This window comes from Actinomadura madurae (genome assembly GCF_047130825.1).
Lineage (GTDB): Bacteria > Actinomycetota > Actinomycetes > Streptosporangiales > Streptosporangiaceae > Spirillospora > Spirillospora madurae.
Genome location: NZ_CP083237.1, coordinates 795561 through 809214, shown reverse-complemented (window position 1 = coordinate 809214; position 13654 = coordinate 795561). Strand labels below are relative to the sequence as shown.

The 13654-nt window shown below is 73.6% G+C and carries 13 protein-coding genes and 1 tRNA gene; 6 read left to right on the top strand and 8 right to left on the bottom strand.

What is annotated here, in order from left to right; translation table 11 throughout:
• The first annotated feature begins 90 nt into the window (after positions 1–90).
• The 4 genes from K8Z49_RS03700 (at position 91) to K8Z49_RS03685 (ending at position 4004) form a co-directional block, all read left to right on the top strand.
• On the top strand, positions 91–1500 hold the full coding sequence (locus tag K8Z49_RS03700; RefSeq protein ID WP_412517602.1) for an aldehyde dehydrogenase family protein: 1410 nt from the start codon (positions 91–93) through the stop codon (positions 1498–1500).
• A gap of 453 nt (positions 1501–1953) precedes the next feature.
• The gene (locus K8Z49_RS03695; protein ID WP_412517601.1) at positions 1954–2442 is read left to right on the top strand and encodes a hypothetical protein; all 489 of its coding nucleotides are present in this window, start codon (positions 1954–1956) and stop codon (positions 2440–2442) included.
• A gap of 93 nt (positions 2443–2535) precedes the next feature.
• The gene (locus tag K8Z49_RS03690; RefSeq protein WP_021599926.1) at positions 2536–3390 is read left to right on the top strand and encodes a helix-turn-helix domain-containing protein; all 855 of its coding nucleotides are present in this window, start codon (positions 2536–2538) and stop codon (positions 3388–3390) included.
• 71 nt (positions 3391–3461) lie between these two features.
• Entirely contained in the window at positions 3462–4004 is a 543-nt protein-coding gene (locus K8Z49_RS03685; protein WP_412517600.1) for a hypothetical protein, read from the top strand.
• Positions 4005–4008: 4 nt separating this feature from the next.
• Here K8Z49_RS03685 and K8Z49_RS03680 read toward each other — a convergent pair whose 3' ends face one another.
• Genes K8Z49_RS03680 through K8Z49_RS03670 form a run of 3 tightly spaced genes read right to left on the bottom strand, consistent with a single transcriptional unit; the run spans position 4009 to position 6392 of the window.
• The gene (locus K8Z49_RS03680) at positions 4009–4338 is read right to left on the bottom strand and encodes a DMT family transporter (RefSeq protein WP_021600428.1); all 330 of its coding nucleotides are present in this window, start codon (positions 4336–4338) and stop codon (positions 4009–4011) included.
• Complete coding sequence (locus K8Z49_RS03675) at positions 4338–5207, bottom strand: LLM class flavin-dependent oxidoreductase (RefSeq protein ID WP_021600429.1); 870 nt, start codon at positions 5205–5207, stop codon at positions 4338–4340. Before K8Z49_RS03675 ends, K8Z49_RS03680 begins: the two co-directional genes overlap by 1 nt.
• Before the next feature lie 51 nt (positions 5208–5258).
• Complete coding sequence (locus K8Z49_RS03670; protein ID WP_075021718.1) at positions 5259–6392, bottom strand: helix-turn-helix domain-containing protein; 1134 nt, start codon at positions 6390–6392, stop codon at positions 5259–5261.
• Between the two features lie 127 nt (positions 6393–6519).
• On the opposite strand from K8Z49_RS03670, the gene K8Z49_RS03665 reads away from it, so the two are divergent.
• Positions 6520–7314, top strand: a complete 795-nt coding sequence (locus tag K8Z49_RS03665; protein WP_021599566.1) for a class II aldolase/adducin family protein — start codon at positions 6520–6522, stop codon at positions 7312–7314.
• 9 nt (positions 7315–7323) lie between these two features.
• Here the strand turns inward: K8Z49_RS03665 and K8Z49_RS03660 are convergent, their stop codons facing one another.
• Together K8Z49_RS03660 and K8Z49_RS03655 are read right to left on the bottom strand one after the other, a co-directional pair.
• Complete coding sequence (locus K8Z49_RS03660; RefSeq protein WP_412517599.1) at positions 7324–8763, bottom strand: ATP-binding protein; 1440 nt, start codon at positions 8761–8763, stop codon at positions 7324–7326.
• 50 nt (positions 8764–8813) lie between these two features.
• Positions 8814–10463 carry an FAD-dependent oxidoreductase gene (locus K8Z49_RS03655; RefSeq protein WP_235206373.1) on the bottom strand — a complete coding sequence of 550 codons (1650 nt, stop codon included), beginning with the start codon at positions 10461–10463 and terminating at the stop codon, positions 8814–8816.
• 112 nt (positions 10464–10575) lie between these two features.
• On the opposite strand from K8Z49_RS03655, the gene K8Z49_RS03650 reads away from it, so the two are divergent.
• Positions 10576–11631: a Gfo/Idh/MocA family oxidoreductase gene (locus tag K8Z49_RS03650; RefSeq protein WP_024934898.1), complete on the top strand. Its 1056-nt coding sequence runs from the start codon at positions 10576–10578 to the stop codon at positions 11629–11631.
• Positions 11632–11866: 235 nt separating this feature from the next.
• On the opposite strand, the gene K8Z49_RS03645 is transcribed toward K8Z49_RS03650, so the two are convergent.
• The 3 genes from K8Z49_RS03645 to K8Z49_RS03635 all read right to left on the bottom strand — a co-directional run bounded on the left by K8Z49_RS03645 (position 11867) and on the right by K8Z49_RS03635 (position 13611).
• Positions 11867–12886, bottom strand: coding sequence for a coiled-coil domain-containing protein (locus K8Z49_RS03645; protein ID WP_075021717.1), 1020 nt, complete (start codon positions 12884–12886; stop codon positions 11867–11869).
• Between the two features lie 188 nt (positions 12887–13074).
• Complete coding sequence (locus K8Z49_RS03640; RefSeq protein WP_021600284.1) at positions 13075–13515, bottom strand: HNH endonuclease; 441 nt, start codon at positions 13513–13515, stop codon at positions 13075–13077.
• 25 nt (positions 13516–13540) lie between these two features.
• Positions 13541–13611: transfer RNA gene (locus K8Z49_RS03635), tRNA-Asn, on the bottom strand.
• Positions 13612–13654 lie beyond the last annotated feature (43 nt).

The following is a 13654-nucleotide window of genomic DNA, read 5'->3' as shown; positions in this document are numbered from 1 at the left end:
TCCCGTGTTCCCGCCCCCGGCCGCTCGTCAGGAGGCCGGCGAGGGTGAATACTGAATCTCATTCGGTAACCCCGTGAGCGGAGGATCCAGGTGCCCGAGAACTTCTCGATGACCATCGACGGCGAGGCCGTCACCGCCCCCGGCGCCTTCGGTGTGATCAACCCGGCCACCGGCGAGGTGGCCGAGCAGGCGCCCGACGCCTCCCGGGAGCAGCTCGACGCGGCGATGGCCTCCGCGCAGGCCGCCTACACCGAGTGGCGCCGCGACGAGTCCGCGCGCCGCAAGGCCCTGCTCGCCGCGGCCGACGTCATGTTCGCCAGGTCCGAGGAGATCGGCCGGATCCTGACGCTGGAGCAGGGCAAGCCGCTGGCCGAGGGGACCATGGAGGTCGTCGGCGCCGGCGTGTGGCTGAAGTACTTCGCCGACCTCGAACTCCCCCGCGAGGTCATTCAGGACGACGGCAACGCGCTGGTCGAGGTCGTCCGCCGGCCGATGGGCGTCGTCGCCGCGATCACCCCGTGGAACTACCCGCTGCTGCTCGCGATCTGGAAGCTCGCCCCGGCGCTGCTCGCGGGCAACACCATGGTCCTCAAGCCGTCCCCGTTCACCCCGCTGTCCAGCCTGAAGCTCGGCGAGGTGCTACGGGACGTCCTGCCGCCCGGCGTGCTCAACGTCGTCACCGGCGGCGACGACCTCGGCGCCTGGATGACCGCGCACGACGTCCCCCGCAAGATCAGCTTCACCGGCAGCGTGGCGACCGGCAAGCGGGTCGCGGCGGCCGCGGCGCCCGACCTCAAGCGCGTCACCCTGGAGCTCGGCGGCAACGACCCGGCGATCCTGCTGGACGACGCCGACCCGGCCGCGGTCGCCGACCTGCTGTTCGGCGCCGCGTTCCAGAACAACGGCCAGGTCTGCTCGGCGATCAAGCGCGTGTACGTCCCGGACGCGCTCTACGGCGACGTGGTGGACGCCCTCGCCGAGCGGGCGAAGGCCGCCAAGGTCGGCGACGGCATGGAGGAGGGCGTCCAGTACGGGCCGGTCAACAACAGGCCGCAGTACGAGCGGGTCGGCGAGCTGGTCTCCGACGCCCTGGCGAACGGCGCGCGCGCCGCGGCGGGCGGCCGGCCGAAGGACGGGCCCGGCTACTTCTTCGAGCCCACCATCCTCGCCGACGTCTCCGACGGCACCCGGATCGTGGACGAGGAGCAGTTCGGCCCGGCGCTGCCGATCGTCCGGTACACCGACCTGGAGGACGCCCTCGCCCGCGCGAACGGCACCCACTTCGGCCTGTCCGGATCGGTCTGGGGCGCCGACGCCGACCGGGCCGCCGAGGTCGCGGGGCGGCTGGAGTGCGGGACCGCCTGGGTCAACACGCACCTGGCGCTCGCCCCGCACCAGCCGTTCGGCGGGTTCAAGTGGAGCGGCGTCGGCGTCGAGAACGGGCCGTGGGGCCTGTACGGCTTCACCGAGCTCCAGGTGATCCACCGCTCGAAGGGCTGAGCGGCGGCGCGCGGGGGTCCGGCGGCCTGCCGCCGGACCCCTACACGTTTCTGGCGCGTACTACATGAGCGGAAAGTCACGACTTCGAGTCCGGAAAGTGACATCACCACTACTGGCGGTCCGACACCGGAATGGGACACTTTCTGGGCGGGGGGCGTGGTGACCGCACCGCCGAGCGTGGAGGAGCCGGATGCACACCTGGGACGTCATGCGCCAGGACGGCCTCGGCAACACGTTCCACGTCGCCGCCCACGACTCGCGGATCTCGGCCCCTGGCGCAGGTCATGGTGCTGGAGAGCGGCACCGGGAACCGGCGGACCCACCGGGTCGAGGGGCCGCCCGGGACCGGCCGTCCGCACCAACCGCGACCTGTACCTGGTCTTCCTGCATCTCGGCCAGGAGGCGCGGGCGGCGTCCTGGTCGCTGTCGGCGTTCCTGCGCTCGCTGTGGAAGGTGAGCGCCACGCTCAGCGACCAGGAACGGCTGGAGCCCGACGACGTGGCGGCGATGTTCGCCGCGGCCTCCACCACCCCGCCCGCCGGCTTCGATCCCGCGTGGAGCGGCAAGGACCTCTCCCTGCCCGGCGGCGAGCCGCACGGCTACGCCGACTGGGAGCGGGTCCTGCTGTCCCAGATCGCCGACCTGGAGGACTTCCTGGCCGCTCCCCCGGGCCCGCAGGCCCGGTTCGGCGTGGACGCGCCCCGGCCGCCCGGCTCCGGCGCCCGCGCCACCCCCGCGCGCTGGTACAACTTCGACCCCGCGACCTACCTGGAATGCGCGGTCGCCGGCAGCCTCGGCGGCTGGGACGCCGGCGACGGCGCGCGGGTGCCGCTGCCCACCGGCCCCGGCGAGCCGCCGGCCCGGTCCTATGTCCGCACCATCACCACGATGACCTGGGACGATCTCGCCCGCATCGCGGTGTGCGGGCAGATGTACGAGTAGCGTGTCCTGTCCGTCCCGGGTGGTAAGACTGGCACTGAGCACGGCGAACCGGGAGGCGTGGAGGGTCGCCCCCCGCGACAGGGAGCAGGCGGCATGCCCGACAGGACGGTCCGGACCAGCGACCGGGGCGGCTGGTGGCTCGCGCAGGGCCGCCCCCACCCCGCGCTGCGCCCGTTCCTGCGCTCCTACGACGGCTACTGGGAGACCGAGGCCGTCCCGACCCGGATGCGGACGCTCCCCACCCGCACCACGGTCGTGATCGTCAACCTGGGCCCGCCGCTCCGCCTGGCGGTCCCCGATCCCGGCGTCCGCGACCGCGAGTACGGGTCGTTCGTCGCCGGGATGCACGACGGCCACGGCATGTACCTCAGCCCCGGCGGGCAGCGCGGCATCCAGCTCGACGTGACCCCGCTCGGCGCCTACACACTGCTCGGCGTGCCGATGGGCCTGCTGGCCAACGCGGCCGTCGAGCTGCCCGACCTGCTCGGCCGCGAGGCGGCCGCCCTGGTCGAGCGCCTCGCCGACGCCCCGTCCTGGGAGGCGCGCTTCGCCATCCTGGACGGCTTCCTGCTGCGCCGCCTCGACGCCGGCCCCGTCCCGGACCGGGAGGTCGTCAGGGCGTGGCGGCTGCTGAACGAGGATTCCGCGGTGTCCGTCGCCGGCATCGCCGCCGACGTCGGCTGGAGCCGCAAGCACCTCACCAACCGGTTCCGCGAGCAGGCCGGGCTCCCGCCCAAGGTGATGGCGCGCGTCCTGCGCTTCCGGCGCGCCGTCGACCTGCTCGGCCGCGGAGCCGGGCTCGCCGAGGCGGCGTTCGCCTGCGGGTACTACGACCAGGCCCACCTCAACCGCGAGTTCCGTGCGCTGTCCGGCTGCACCCCGACCGAGCTCATCGGGGGCCAGCTGGAGCAGCAGCGCGTCAGCACGCTGGCCGAGGATCCTTCCTGAGTCCTGCCCGAGCCCCTCCCGGAGCTCGGCAGGGGCTGGACGTGAACCGGACGCGGGGTGACGATCGAGACATGCCGCGCCTGATCCTGCTCGGTGTCGGAACGGCCCGCTCGTCGCCGCACGCCCCGGCCGGGCTGCTGGTCGAGTACGGGCACGCGCACATCGGGCTGGACGGCGGCCCGGGCTCGGAGCCGCCCGAGATCTCCGCGGCGTGGCTCGTCCGCGACGAGAAGGGCCCGCACCAGCCCGCCCGCCGCCGGATCGCCCGGGAGTGCGGCATGCCCGAGCCGGTCCTCGCGCCGTTCCGGCGGGGCGGGCTGCGCATCGAGCCGCTGCCGGTCCCGCACCGGGGCGGCGCGATGCACGGCTACCGGATCGCCGCCGGGCACCGGACGTGCGTGTGGGCGCCGGAGTTCGCCGAGCCGCCCGGGTGGGCCCGGGGCGCCGACCTGATGTTCGCGGGCGTCGCCAGGGGCGACGCGGAGGCCACCGCGCGGGCCGTGCGGCGGCTCGGCGTGGTCAGGCTCGTCCTCGTCCGGCCGCCGCCGCCGGGACGGGGCGCCCCGCCGGCGTTCGGCGAGTGGGGCGAGGCGGGCGCCCTCTACCGGATGTGACGGGTCAGCCCTGGTGGACGCCGCCGCCGAGGTTCATCACGATCACGCCGATCACGATGATGACGGCGCCCGCGATGGCCACCGGCCTGACCGGCTCGTCGAAGAGCAGGACGCCGCCGACGAACGCGCCGATCGTCCCGAGCGCGGACCAGATCGCGTAGACCGGCCCGACGTTCAGCGACATCAGCGCCCGCGCCATGAAGACGAACGAGATCAGGTACCCGGCCACCACGATGGCGATCGGCACCGGCTTGGTGAACCCGTCGGAGGCGCGCATCGCCAGCGTGGCCGTCACCTCGAAGGCGATCGCGAGCGCGAGCAGCACGAACGGCATCAGGGTTCCTCCCCGTACTCGGCGGCGATCGCCTCGAAGACCGGCATGCGGGCCTCGAAGGGGGTGCCGGCACGGGGCCAATGTAGCGCGATCTCGGTGATGCCGAGCTCGGCGTAGCGGCCGGCGAGGTCGGCGAACGCGCCCGCCGACTCCAGCCACGGCTCCCCGGAGAAGCCGGTCAGCAGGATGCGGTCGCCGATCCGGGCGCCCTCCGCCTCGCACGCCGCGTCCAGCGCGTCCAGCCGGGACCGGACGACGTCCTCGGGGCGGCGGCCCGGCGCGCGGCCGCTGGTCACCCATCCGGTGCCGTGCCGGGCGGCGACCCGCATCCCGCGCGGCCCGTTGCCCGCGATGACGAACGGGACGCGGGGCCGCTGGACGCAGCCCGGCCCCTCCACGACCTCGCGGGCCGAGTAGTACGCCCCCTCGAAGGTGGTCTCGGTCTGGGAGAGGAGGCGGTCGAGCAACTCCACCCACTCGGCGAACCGGGAGGCGCGCTCGTCCGCGCTCCAGTCGTCCCCGCCGAGGATGCCGGCGTCGGAGGCGCGGTTCGTGCCGCCCGCCCCGATGCCGACCGACAGCCGCCCGCCGCTGACGTGGTCGATCGTCTTGATCGCGTGCGCGGTGGGGACGGGATGCCGGAAGTTCGGCGAGGTCACCAGCGTGCCGAGCCGCACCCGGGAGGTGACCGCCGCGGCGGCGGCCAGCGTCGTGTACGCGTCGTACCAGGGCGTCGTCCCGCGCCAGGCGATGTGGTCGTACACCCAGGCGTGCCGGAACCCGAGCTCCTCCGCGCGCCGCCACAGCTCCCCGGCCTCCGGCCAGGACTGCATCGGCCACATCACGACGCCGATCCTCGGTGCGGTCACCGGTACCTCCATCCCCGTCCAGAACGCCCCGCCGCGGGACGCCCCCACAGATCATGCCGTGGCGTCGGCGAGCCATCGACGCAGGGCCCACCACCAGTGCGCGGTGCGCGACACGGCGCCCCCGCCCGCCGGGTCGAGCAGCGGCCGTCCGGCCAGCTCCTGGAACCGCCGGATCCGGTACTTGACGGTGTTGGCGTGGACGTGCAGCGCCGCCGCCGTCGGCTCGATCCGGCCGCCGTGGTCGAGGTAGGCCAGCGCGGTCTCGGCCAGTTCCAGGTGGAACGGCTCGTCCGGGTCGAGCCCGGGCAGCAGCGCGCCGGCGAGCAGCGCGCCCAGCTCCGGCTCGCCCTCGGTGACCGTGAGCAGCGCGAGGTCGGCCAGCTCCCGCGTCCCGGTCAGCCCGGCGCCGGCGCCCGCCCGCAGCGCCCGCCGCCCGAGCGCGTACATCGGCGCGACGCCGCCGGGACGCACCGGCGGCGCCGCCACCAGCAGCGGGCCGGCGGGCCGCGGCTCGGGCAGCCGGGCGACGAGCGCGGCGAACCGGCCGTCCACCAGCCCGCACAGGCCCGGCCCCGCCGCGGTCAGGTTCGCCTCCAGCCCCGCCGCGACCGCCGGGTCGCTGACGTCGGACACCACGCAGTGGTACGTGCCGGACGGGTCGAGCGGCGCGAAAACGGGGACGGCCTCGCCGTGCAGCAGCTGCCGGAGCATCTGGACGCGGCCCTCCCGCACCGTCCGCGCCATCTCCAGCTCCGCGACCCGGTGCGCGTGCACCATCCGCTGGACGAGGATGGTGGTGATCTCGTCGATGCGGGTCACGCCGTCCAGCAGCGCGGCGTCCGGCACGCCCCTGCGGCGGCCGTCGGCGACGAGCGCGCGGACGAGATGGGCGCGGCCCGCCTGGAAGCCGTCCAGGAAGGCCGCGACCGGCACCCCCTGGCGGGCCCGGTCCGAGCCGAGCCGCTCCGCCGCGGCCAGCACCTCCTCGCCCGGCGCGCCCTCCTCCAGCGCGGCGAGCACGCCCCGCACGAGCGCGCGGGTGTGCCGCCTGGTCTCCTCCTCGGGCAGCGCCGCCACCAGCTCCGACCTGCTCCGGGCGGCGTGGACCGCCGCCTCCAGCAGCACCGGGTCGTCGCTGTGCTCGATCAGCAACCGCAGGAACCGGTCGCCCGCGCTGGGCTCCATCCCCCTATTCTGCCCACCGGTTGTCCGGCCGGGACAACCGTCCGGGCGGACGTTGGACCGCCCCGCCCTAGCCGGAGCGCCGGGTTCTGGTGTTCGGTAATGGCAGACGAGCCCAAGGAGTGTCGCGATGTCCGACGAAGACGAGTTCCTGGAGAAGCTGCCGACCGACCTGATCTTCCGGCTGCCGCCCACGTTCGACGATGTCGAGGACGAGCGCCGGCACCGCAAGGAGCGCCTGACCGCCGCGCTGCGCATCTTCGGCAAGTTCGGGTTCGAGGAAGGCGTGGCCGGCCACATCACCGCCCGCGACCCCGAGCGCACCGACCACTTCTGGGTCAACCCGTTCGGCATGTCCTTCAAGCACATCAAGGTCAGCGACCTGATCCTGGTGAACCACGAGGGCAAGGTCGTCCAGGGGCGCTACCCGGTCAACGAGGCGGCGTTCGCGATCCACTCGCAGGTGCACCAGGCGCGCCCGGACGTGGTCGCCGCCGCGCACAGCCACTCCACCTACGGGCGGGCGATCTCGGCGCTCGGCCAGAAGCTGGAGCCGATCACGCAGGACGTGTGCGCGTTCTACCAGGACCACGGCCTGTTCGACGACTACACCGGCGTCGTCACCGACCTGGAGGAGGGCAAGCGCATCGCCGCCGCCCTCGGCGGCCACAAGGCCGTCATCCTGCGCAACCACGGCCTGCTCACCGTCGGCGACAGCGTGGACGCCGCCGCCTGGTGGTTCATCACGATGGAGCGCTCGTGCCAGGTGCAGCTCCTCGCGAAGGCGGCCGGGCAGGTCGTCCCGATCGAGCACGACAACGCCGTCCTGACGCACGGGCAGATCGGCAACGACCTGGTCGGCTGGATCAACTACCAGCCGCTGTACGACCAGATCACCCGCGAGCAGCCCGACCTGTTCGAGTAGCCGCGTCGTTCACGGCCCCGGCGCGCCCGCGGGCGCCGGGGTCTCCTCCTGCTCGGTGAGCGGGAGCAGCACCTGAAAGCGGGTGTCGCCGGGCAGCGACTCCACCCGGATGTCGCCGCCGTGCCGGCCCGCCACGATGCGCCAGGAGATGTCCAGGCCGAGGCCCGTGCCCTGGCCCACCGGCTTGGTGGTGAAGAACGGCGTGAAGATCCGGCCGAGGTTCTCCTCCGGGATGCCCTCCCCGGTGTCGCCGATCTCCACCAGCGCGTAGTCGTTCTCGCGCGCGGTGCGGATCGTGAGGGTGCCCGCGCCCCGCATCGCGTACAGCGCGTTCACGATCAGGTTCGTCCACACCTGGTTCAGCTCCGCCGCGTACACCGGGACGGGCGGCAGCGCCTCGTCGTAGACGGTCTTCACCGTCACGCCCTCGCCGAACTTGCGCTTGAGCATGGTCAGGGTGCTGTCCAGGAGCACGCGGAGATCGGTGCGCTGGTAGGCGGCGCGGTCGAGCTGGGAGTACTGGCGGGCGGAGTCCAGCAGCGCGGTGATGCGGCCCATCGCCTCGGAGATCTCCGCCTGGAGCTGGGTCACCTCCATCACCTCCGCGAGCCAGCGCATCGCCGCCGGAAGGTGCTCGCCCGCCGCCCGCGCGACCTCCTCGGCCTGCTCGGTCCCGATCCCGGCGGCCACCAGCTCGGGCGCCAGGTCCCAGGCCCCGGCGACGCCGTGCTCCTCCAGCCAGTCGCCCAGCTCGTCCTCGGCGTCGCTGACCTCCAGCGGGCTCCGCCGGCCCGCCGGCGGCGCGGGCAGCGCGGGACGCAGCGACACCAGCGCGCTCAGGTGGGTGCAGTCGACGCCCTGCGCGGCGAGGTCGGCCAGGCTCTTCTGCGCGCCGAGCAGCCGGTCGCCGAGCTCCGCGCTCGCCCGCGCGGCGGCCGCCGCCGGGTTGTTCAGCTCGTGGGTGAGCCCGGCGGTGATCGTGCCGAGCGCGGTGAGGCGCTCGCGCTGGTCGACGACCCGGCGCGCGTTGGTCATCCCGAAGAAGACGCCCTCCAGCAGGTGCGTCGCCATCGGGAACCACTTGCGGACGACCTTGGCGAACTTGCGGGCCGGCAGCACGAAGAGCTTCGAGGGACGCGTCGCCCGCAGCGTGTGCTGGTACCTCTGCTCGATCTTGTCGCCCAGGTACGCCTGCACGGCCCCGCCGTAGGTGCTCGGGCGGTCCGTCCGGCTGACCTCGACCGAGTGGCCCCGCACCTTCTGCGTCATGGACATCTCGCCGTCCAGCAGCACGTAGAAGAACTCGGCCGGCTCGCCCTGGTCGCAGATGATGCCGTCCGCCGGGTACTCCTCGACCGTCCCGCACAGCGACAGCCAGGCCAGCTTCTCGTCGTCGAGGTCCTCGAAGAGGAACAGCTCCCGCAGCTCCTCCGGTGACGCTGTCTTCATGCGTTCTCCTTGCGAGGGGGCGACCCCCCGCGCCCCCCGGTTCGCTTCGCTCATGCCTGCTCCAAATAGCGATGAACCAGAGCGACGGCCATCGCGCCGTCGCCGACCGCGGACGCGACCCGCTTCATCGACTCCGAGCGGACGTCGCCGGCGGCGAACACGCCGGGCACGCTGGTCTCCAGGTGGTAGGGCTGGCGGGCGAGCGGCCACCCGGCCGGGCGGCGCCCCCCGGCGACGAGGTCCGGGCCCGTCAGGACGTAGCCGCGCGCGTCGCGCTCGACGTAGCCGTCCAGCCAGCCCGTCCCCGGTTCGGCGCCGATGAACACGAACAGCCAGTGCGCGTCGATGGTCTTCTTGCCGCCGGGCCACGCGAACGTGAGCCGCTCCAGCCGGTCGGCGCCCTCGGCCGCGCACACCGTCTTGCCGGTGTGCACCTCGATGTTGGGCGTCGCGGCGATCTGCTCGATCAGGTAGTGCGACATCGACCTCTCCAGGCCGTCCGCCCGGACGATGACGTGCACCTTCCTGGCGTACCCGGCCAGGTACACCGCGGCCTGCCCGGCGGAGTTGGCGCCGCCGACGACGGCGACCTCCTCGTCCTTGCAGGACGGCGCCTCGGTGAGCGCGGCGCCGTAGTACACGCCGCGCCCGACGAAGTCGTCCACGCCGTCGGCGTTGAGCCGCCGGTAGGAGACGCCGGTGGCGAGGATGACGGCGTGCGCGGCGATCTCCGTGCCGTCCGACAACCGCGCGACGCGGGCGGTGCCGCGCGACTCCAGCGCGGTGACCTCGCCGGCCTGCAGCAGCTCGGCGCCGAACCGGTCGGCCTGCCGGCGGGCCCGGTCGGCGAGCTGCGAGCCGCTCACCCCGTCGGGGAAGCCGAGGTAGTTCTCGATGCGGGAGCTCTGCCCGGCCTGGCCGCCGAGGGCGCGCCGCTCCACCACGACCGTGTTCAGGCCCTCCGACGCGCCGTACACGGCCGCGCCCAGCCCGGACGGCCCGCCGCCGACGACGATCAGGTCGTAGAAGCCGGTGGAGGGGGTGCTCGGCAGCCCGACGGCGGCGGCCAGGTCGGCGTCGGAGGGGGCCGACAGGGTCGTCCCGTCCGCCGTGACGACCAGCGGCAGCTCCGGCGACCCGGCCGCGGCGATCAGCTCGGCGCCGTCCGGGTCGGCGTCCATCAGCCAGGTGTAGGGCACCTGGTGACGGGCGAGGAAGTCGCGGACCTCGTAGCAGCGCGACGACCAGCGGTGCCCGACGACGCGCAGCTCGCCGGGCGGGCGGCGGTCGGTGCGCCGCCACGCGTCCAGCAGCGTGTCGATCACCGGGTAGAACTTCTCCTCCGGCGGGTCCCACGGCTTGAGCAGGTAGTGGTCGAGGTCCACGTCGTTGATCGCGCGGATCGCGGCGTCGGTCTCGGCGTAGGCGGTGAGCAGCACGCGGCGGGCGAAGGGGAACAGGTCCATCGCCCGCTCCAGGAACTCCACGCCGTCCATCTCCGGCATCCGGTGGTCGGCGAGGAGCACGGCGGTGTCCTCGCCGCGCAGCCGCAGCTCGCTCAGCGCGTCCAGGGCCTGGCGCCCGGACTCGGCGCGCACGACCCGGTACGACTCGGCGTACCTGCGGCGCAGGTCCCGCGCCACGGCCCGGGACACGCCCGGGTCGTCGTCGACGGTCAGCAGCACTGGCTTGGGCAACACGTCCCCCTCGTCATGGCACGTCCAGGACAAAAGCCTACGTGGAACCGGCGAATCCGCCACGCGGCGGACCCCGCCGCCCGCCGGGCCGGGCGCCATCGGTCATGATCGTGGCATGGACCTGCGAGTTGCGCTGATCGGATACGGCACCGGCGGCGCGGTGTTCCACGCCCCGCTGATCTCCTCCGTCCCCGGGATGCGGCTGGCCGCGGTCGTCACCGGCGCCCCCCGGCGGCAGCGGGCCGTGCGGGAGCGCTACCCGGAGGCGGAGGTGATCGACGGCGCCGACCGGCTGTGGGGGTCGCCGGGCGGCTACGACCTGGTCGTGGTGACCGCGCCGAACCGGCAGCACGTCCCGCTGGCCCGGGCGGCGATGACCGCGGGCGTCCCGGTCGTCGTGGACAAGCCGGTCGCGGCCTCGGCCGCGGACGCCCGGTCCCTCGCCGCGCTGAGCGCCGTGCGGGGCCTGCCGGTGTTCCCGTTCCACAACCGCCGCTGGGACGGCGACTACCGGACGGTGTCGCGGCTGGCGGCCTCGGGCGCGCTCGGCGACGTCCAGCGCTTCGAGTCCCGGTTCGAGCGCTGGCGGCCGCGGGTGAAGGACGGCTGGAAGGAGAGCGTCGACCCGCGGGACGCGGGCGGCATCCTGTTCGACCTCGGCTCGCACCTCATCGACCAGGCGGTCACCCTGTTCGGCCGCCCCACGCGGGTCTACGCCGAGGTCGACACCCGCCGCCCCGGCGCCGTCGCCCCCGACGACGTGTTCGTCGCCCTCTCCCACCCGGGCGGCACCCGCTCCCACCTGTGGATGAGCGCGACCGCCGCGCAACTCGGCCCGCGCTTCCGGGTCCTCGGCAGCCGCGCGTCGTACACGGTCTCGGGCATGGACGTCCAGGAGGAGCAGCTCCACGAGGGCCTGACCCCGAAGGACCCCGGCTACGGCATCGCCGCGCCGGAGTCGTACGGCCTGCTCGGCACCCCCGGCGGCACGGCTCCGGAGGCCACCGCCCCCGGCGCCTACCACGACTTCTACGCGAGGGTCCTGCGCAGCCTGCGGGAGGACGCGCCGCCCCCGGTCACCCTCGTGGACGCGATCACCGGCCTGGAGGTCATCGAGGCCGCCGCCCGCTCCGCCCGCGAGGGCACCACCGTGGACCTTCCGGCTCAGTAGCGCAGGTCGGCGTGCCGGGCCGGGCGCGGCCGCGGGGTCCGTCGGCCCGCGCGTGCACCGCCAGGCCCGCGTCGGTACCGCCGGCGCCGCCGAGCCTCCGCTCGCCCGACCGGCCGAGAATCGCCTTCTCGCGCCGCTCCCAGGGCCATACCGGACCCGGACGTTCCAGGAGGCGGCCCGGGGGGTCGTCTCGATCAGCGGGCCGTACGGCTGCTCGATGTCGAAGGGCGCGCCGTCAGAGGACGGAGACGTGGATGTGGTCGAAGTGGTTCTGCGTGATGCTGCCCCGGTCCTCCATCTGGCGCCAGCCGCCGCTGCCGCGCATGTCGTAGATGCGCTGCTTCCAGATGACGTACTTGATGCCCAGGCGGGACGCGTTGTCGATCACGAACTGGGCGACGCGGTCGCCGTGGGCCTGGGCGGACGCGCTCGGCATCTTGCCGCCGGTGCTCTCCATGAAGTCGCAGGCCGTGCCGGAGCCGTGGTCCTGGGGGTCGCCGGGGCGCGAGCAGCCGATGGTGGGGAACGGGCCGAACTTCCCGTCGATCTCCACCAGGACGTTGCGCATCCGCGAGGTCATGGAGTTGCCGACGATGGGCGACTTGGTGCCGGTCGCCCCGTCGGGGCGGCCGCCGCCGGGGACGCTCGTGCGGGTCACCTCGGGCTTGTACTTGGCGAGCAGCTTCTTGACGCGGGCGCGCTGGCCCTCCAGGTCGTCGAGCTCCTTCTTGACCTCGGCCAGCTTCTTCTTCGCCGCCTCCTGCGACTGGGTCGCCTTGGCGTTCAGGGCCTGCAGGCTCTGGATGCGGCGGCCGTTGTTGCGGCTGATGTGCTCCAGGACCGCGGCGTCGCGGACGGCGGCGGACGGCTCGGCCGAGGAGACCATCGGGATCGTGTCGAGCCGGCCGGTCATGTAGGTGGTGGAGGCGAGCCGGGCCACGCTGGTGCGGGCGGCCTCGTACTCCCGGCCGGTCTGGGAGGCGTCCGCGCCGGCGCGCTCGGCGGCCTTCTTCGCCTCCTCGAGGGAGACCAGCTCGCCCCGGTACTCCTTGGACAGCTTCTCGGAGCGCGCCTTGAGCTTGGCGTACTCCTTCTTCAGGTCCTTGGGTTCCTGGGGAAGCCCCGCGGCGCTTCCGGACACCGGCGGCAGCGCCGCCGAGAGGCCCGCCGCGAGGGCGATCGCCGTGAGGCGCCGCGCCGCCGTGCGCCCGCGCGAGGGGCGTGCCGTCCTGCCGAGTGGATCGAGGGCCGCCACAGATCTCTCCTAGATAACAAAGCTCAAGATTGGCGGCACGCTACCACAATCACCCATTTAGCCTCAGAAGCTTCAGAAAACACACAGAGTCACACGTAGGCTACTGAAAGATGTCACGGTACAAGATTCAGGGGCCGGACCACCGAAGCGGTCCGACCCCTGGTCCCCGCCACGCGCCGGGCGGCCCGTCAGATGCCGACGAGCTCCTCCCAGCGCGGCACCCGCGGCTCGGACAGCAGCCGCAGGCCGGCCTCGGCGAGCGTGCGGTCCCCCTTGCGGTTGTTGCACCTGCCGCACGACAGGACCGTGTTCTCCCAGGTGTCGCCGCCGCCGCGCGACTGCGGGTGGACGTGGTCGATCGTGTTCCCGCGCTTGCCGCAGTAGCAGCAGGTGCCCCTGTCGCGCAGGTACACGCCGCGCTTGCTCCACGGCGGGCGCCGGCCGTGGCGCCAGCGCATCGCGACGTACCGGACGAGCCGCAGGACCCGCGGCACCGGGAAGCGGCCGAAGGTGCGGCCCTCCTCCGCCTCCTCGACGACCGCCACCTCGCGCACCAGCATCCGGATGGCGTGCCGCAGGTCCACCCTTTGGAATGGCTCGTACGACGCGTTCAGGACGAGCACGTTCACCGGGTCACCTCCTCTGCCCGTGCCGCTCCCCCGCCAGGATTCGAACCTGGATATCCGCATTAACAGTGCGGCGTTCTGCCGTTGAACCACGAGGAAATGCTCCGGCAATTCTCCGCCTTCCGGGCTTTTCCCGGAAGGC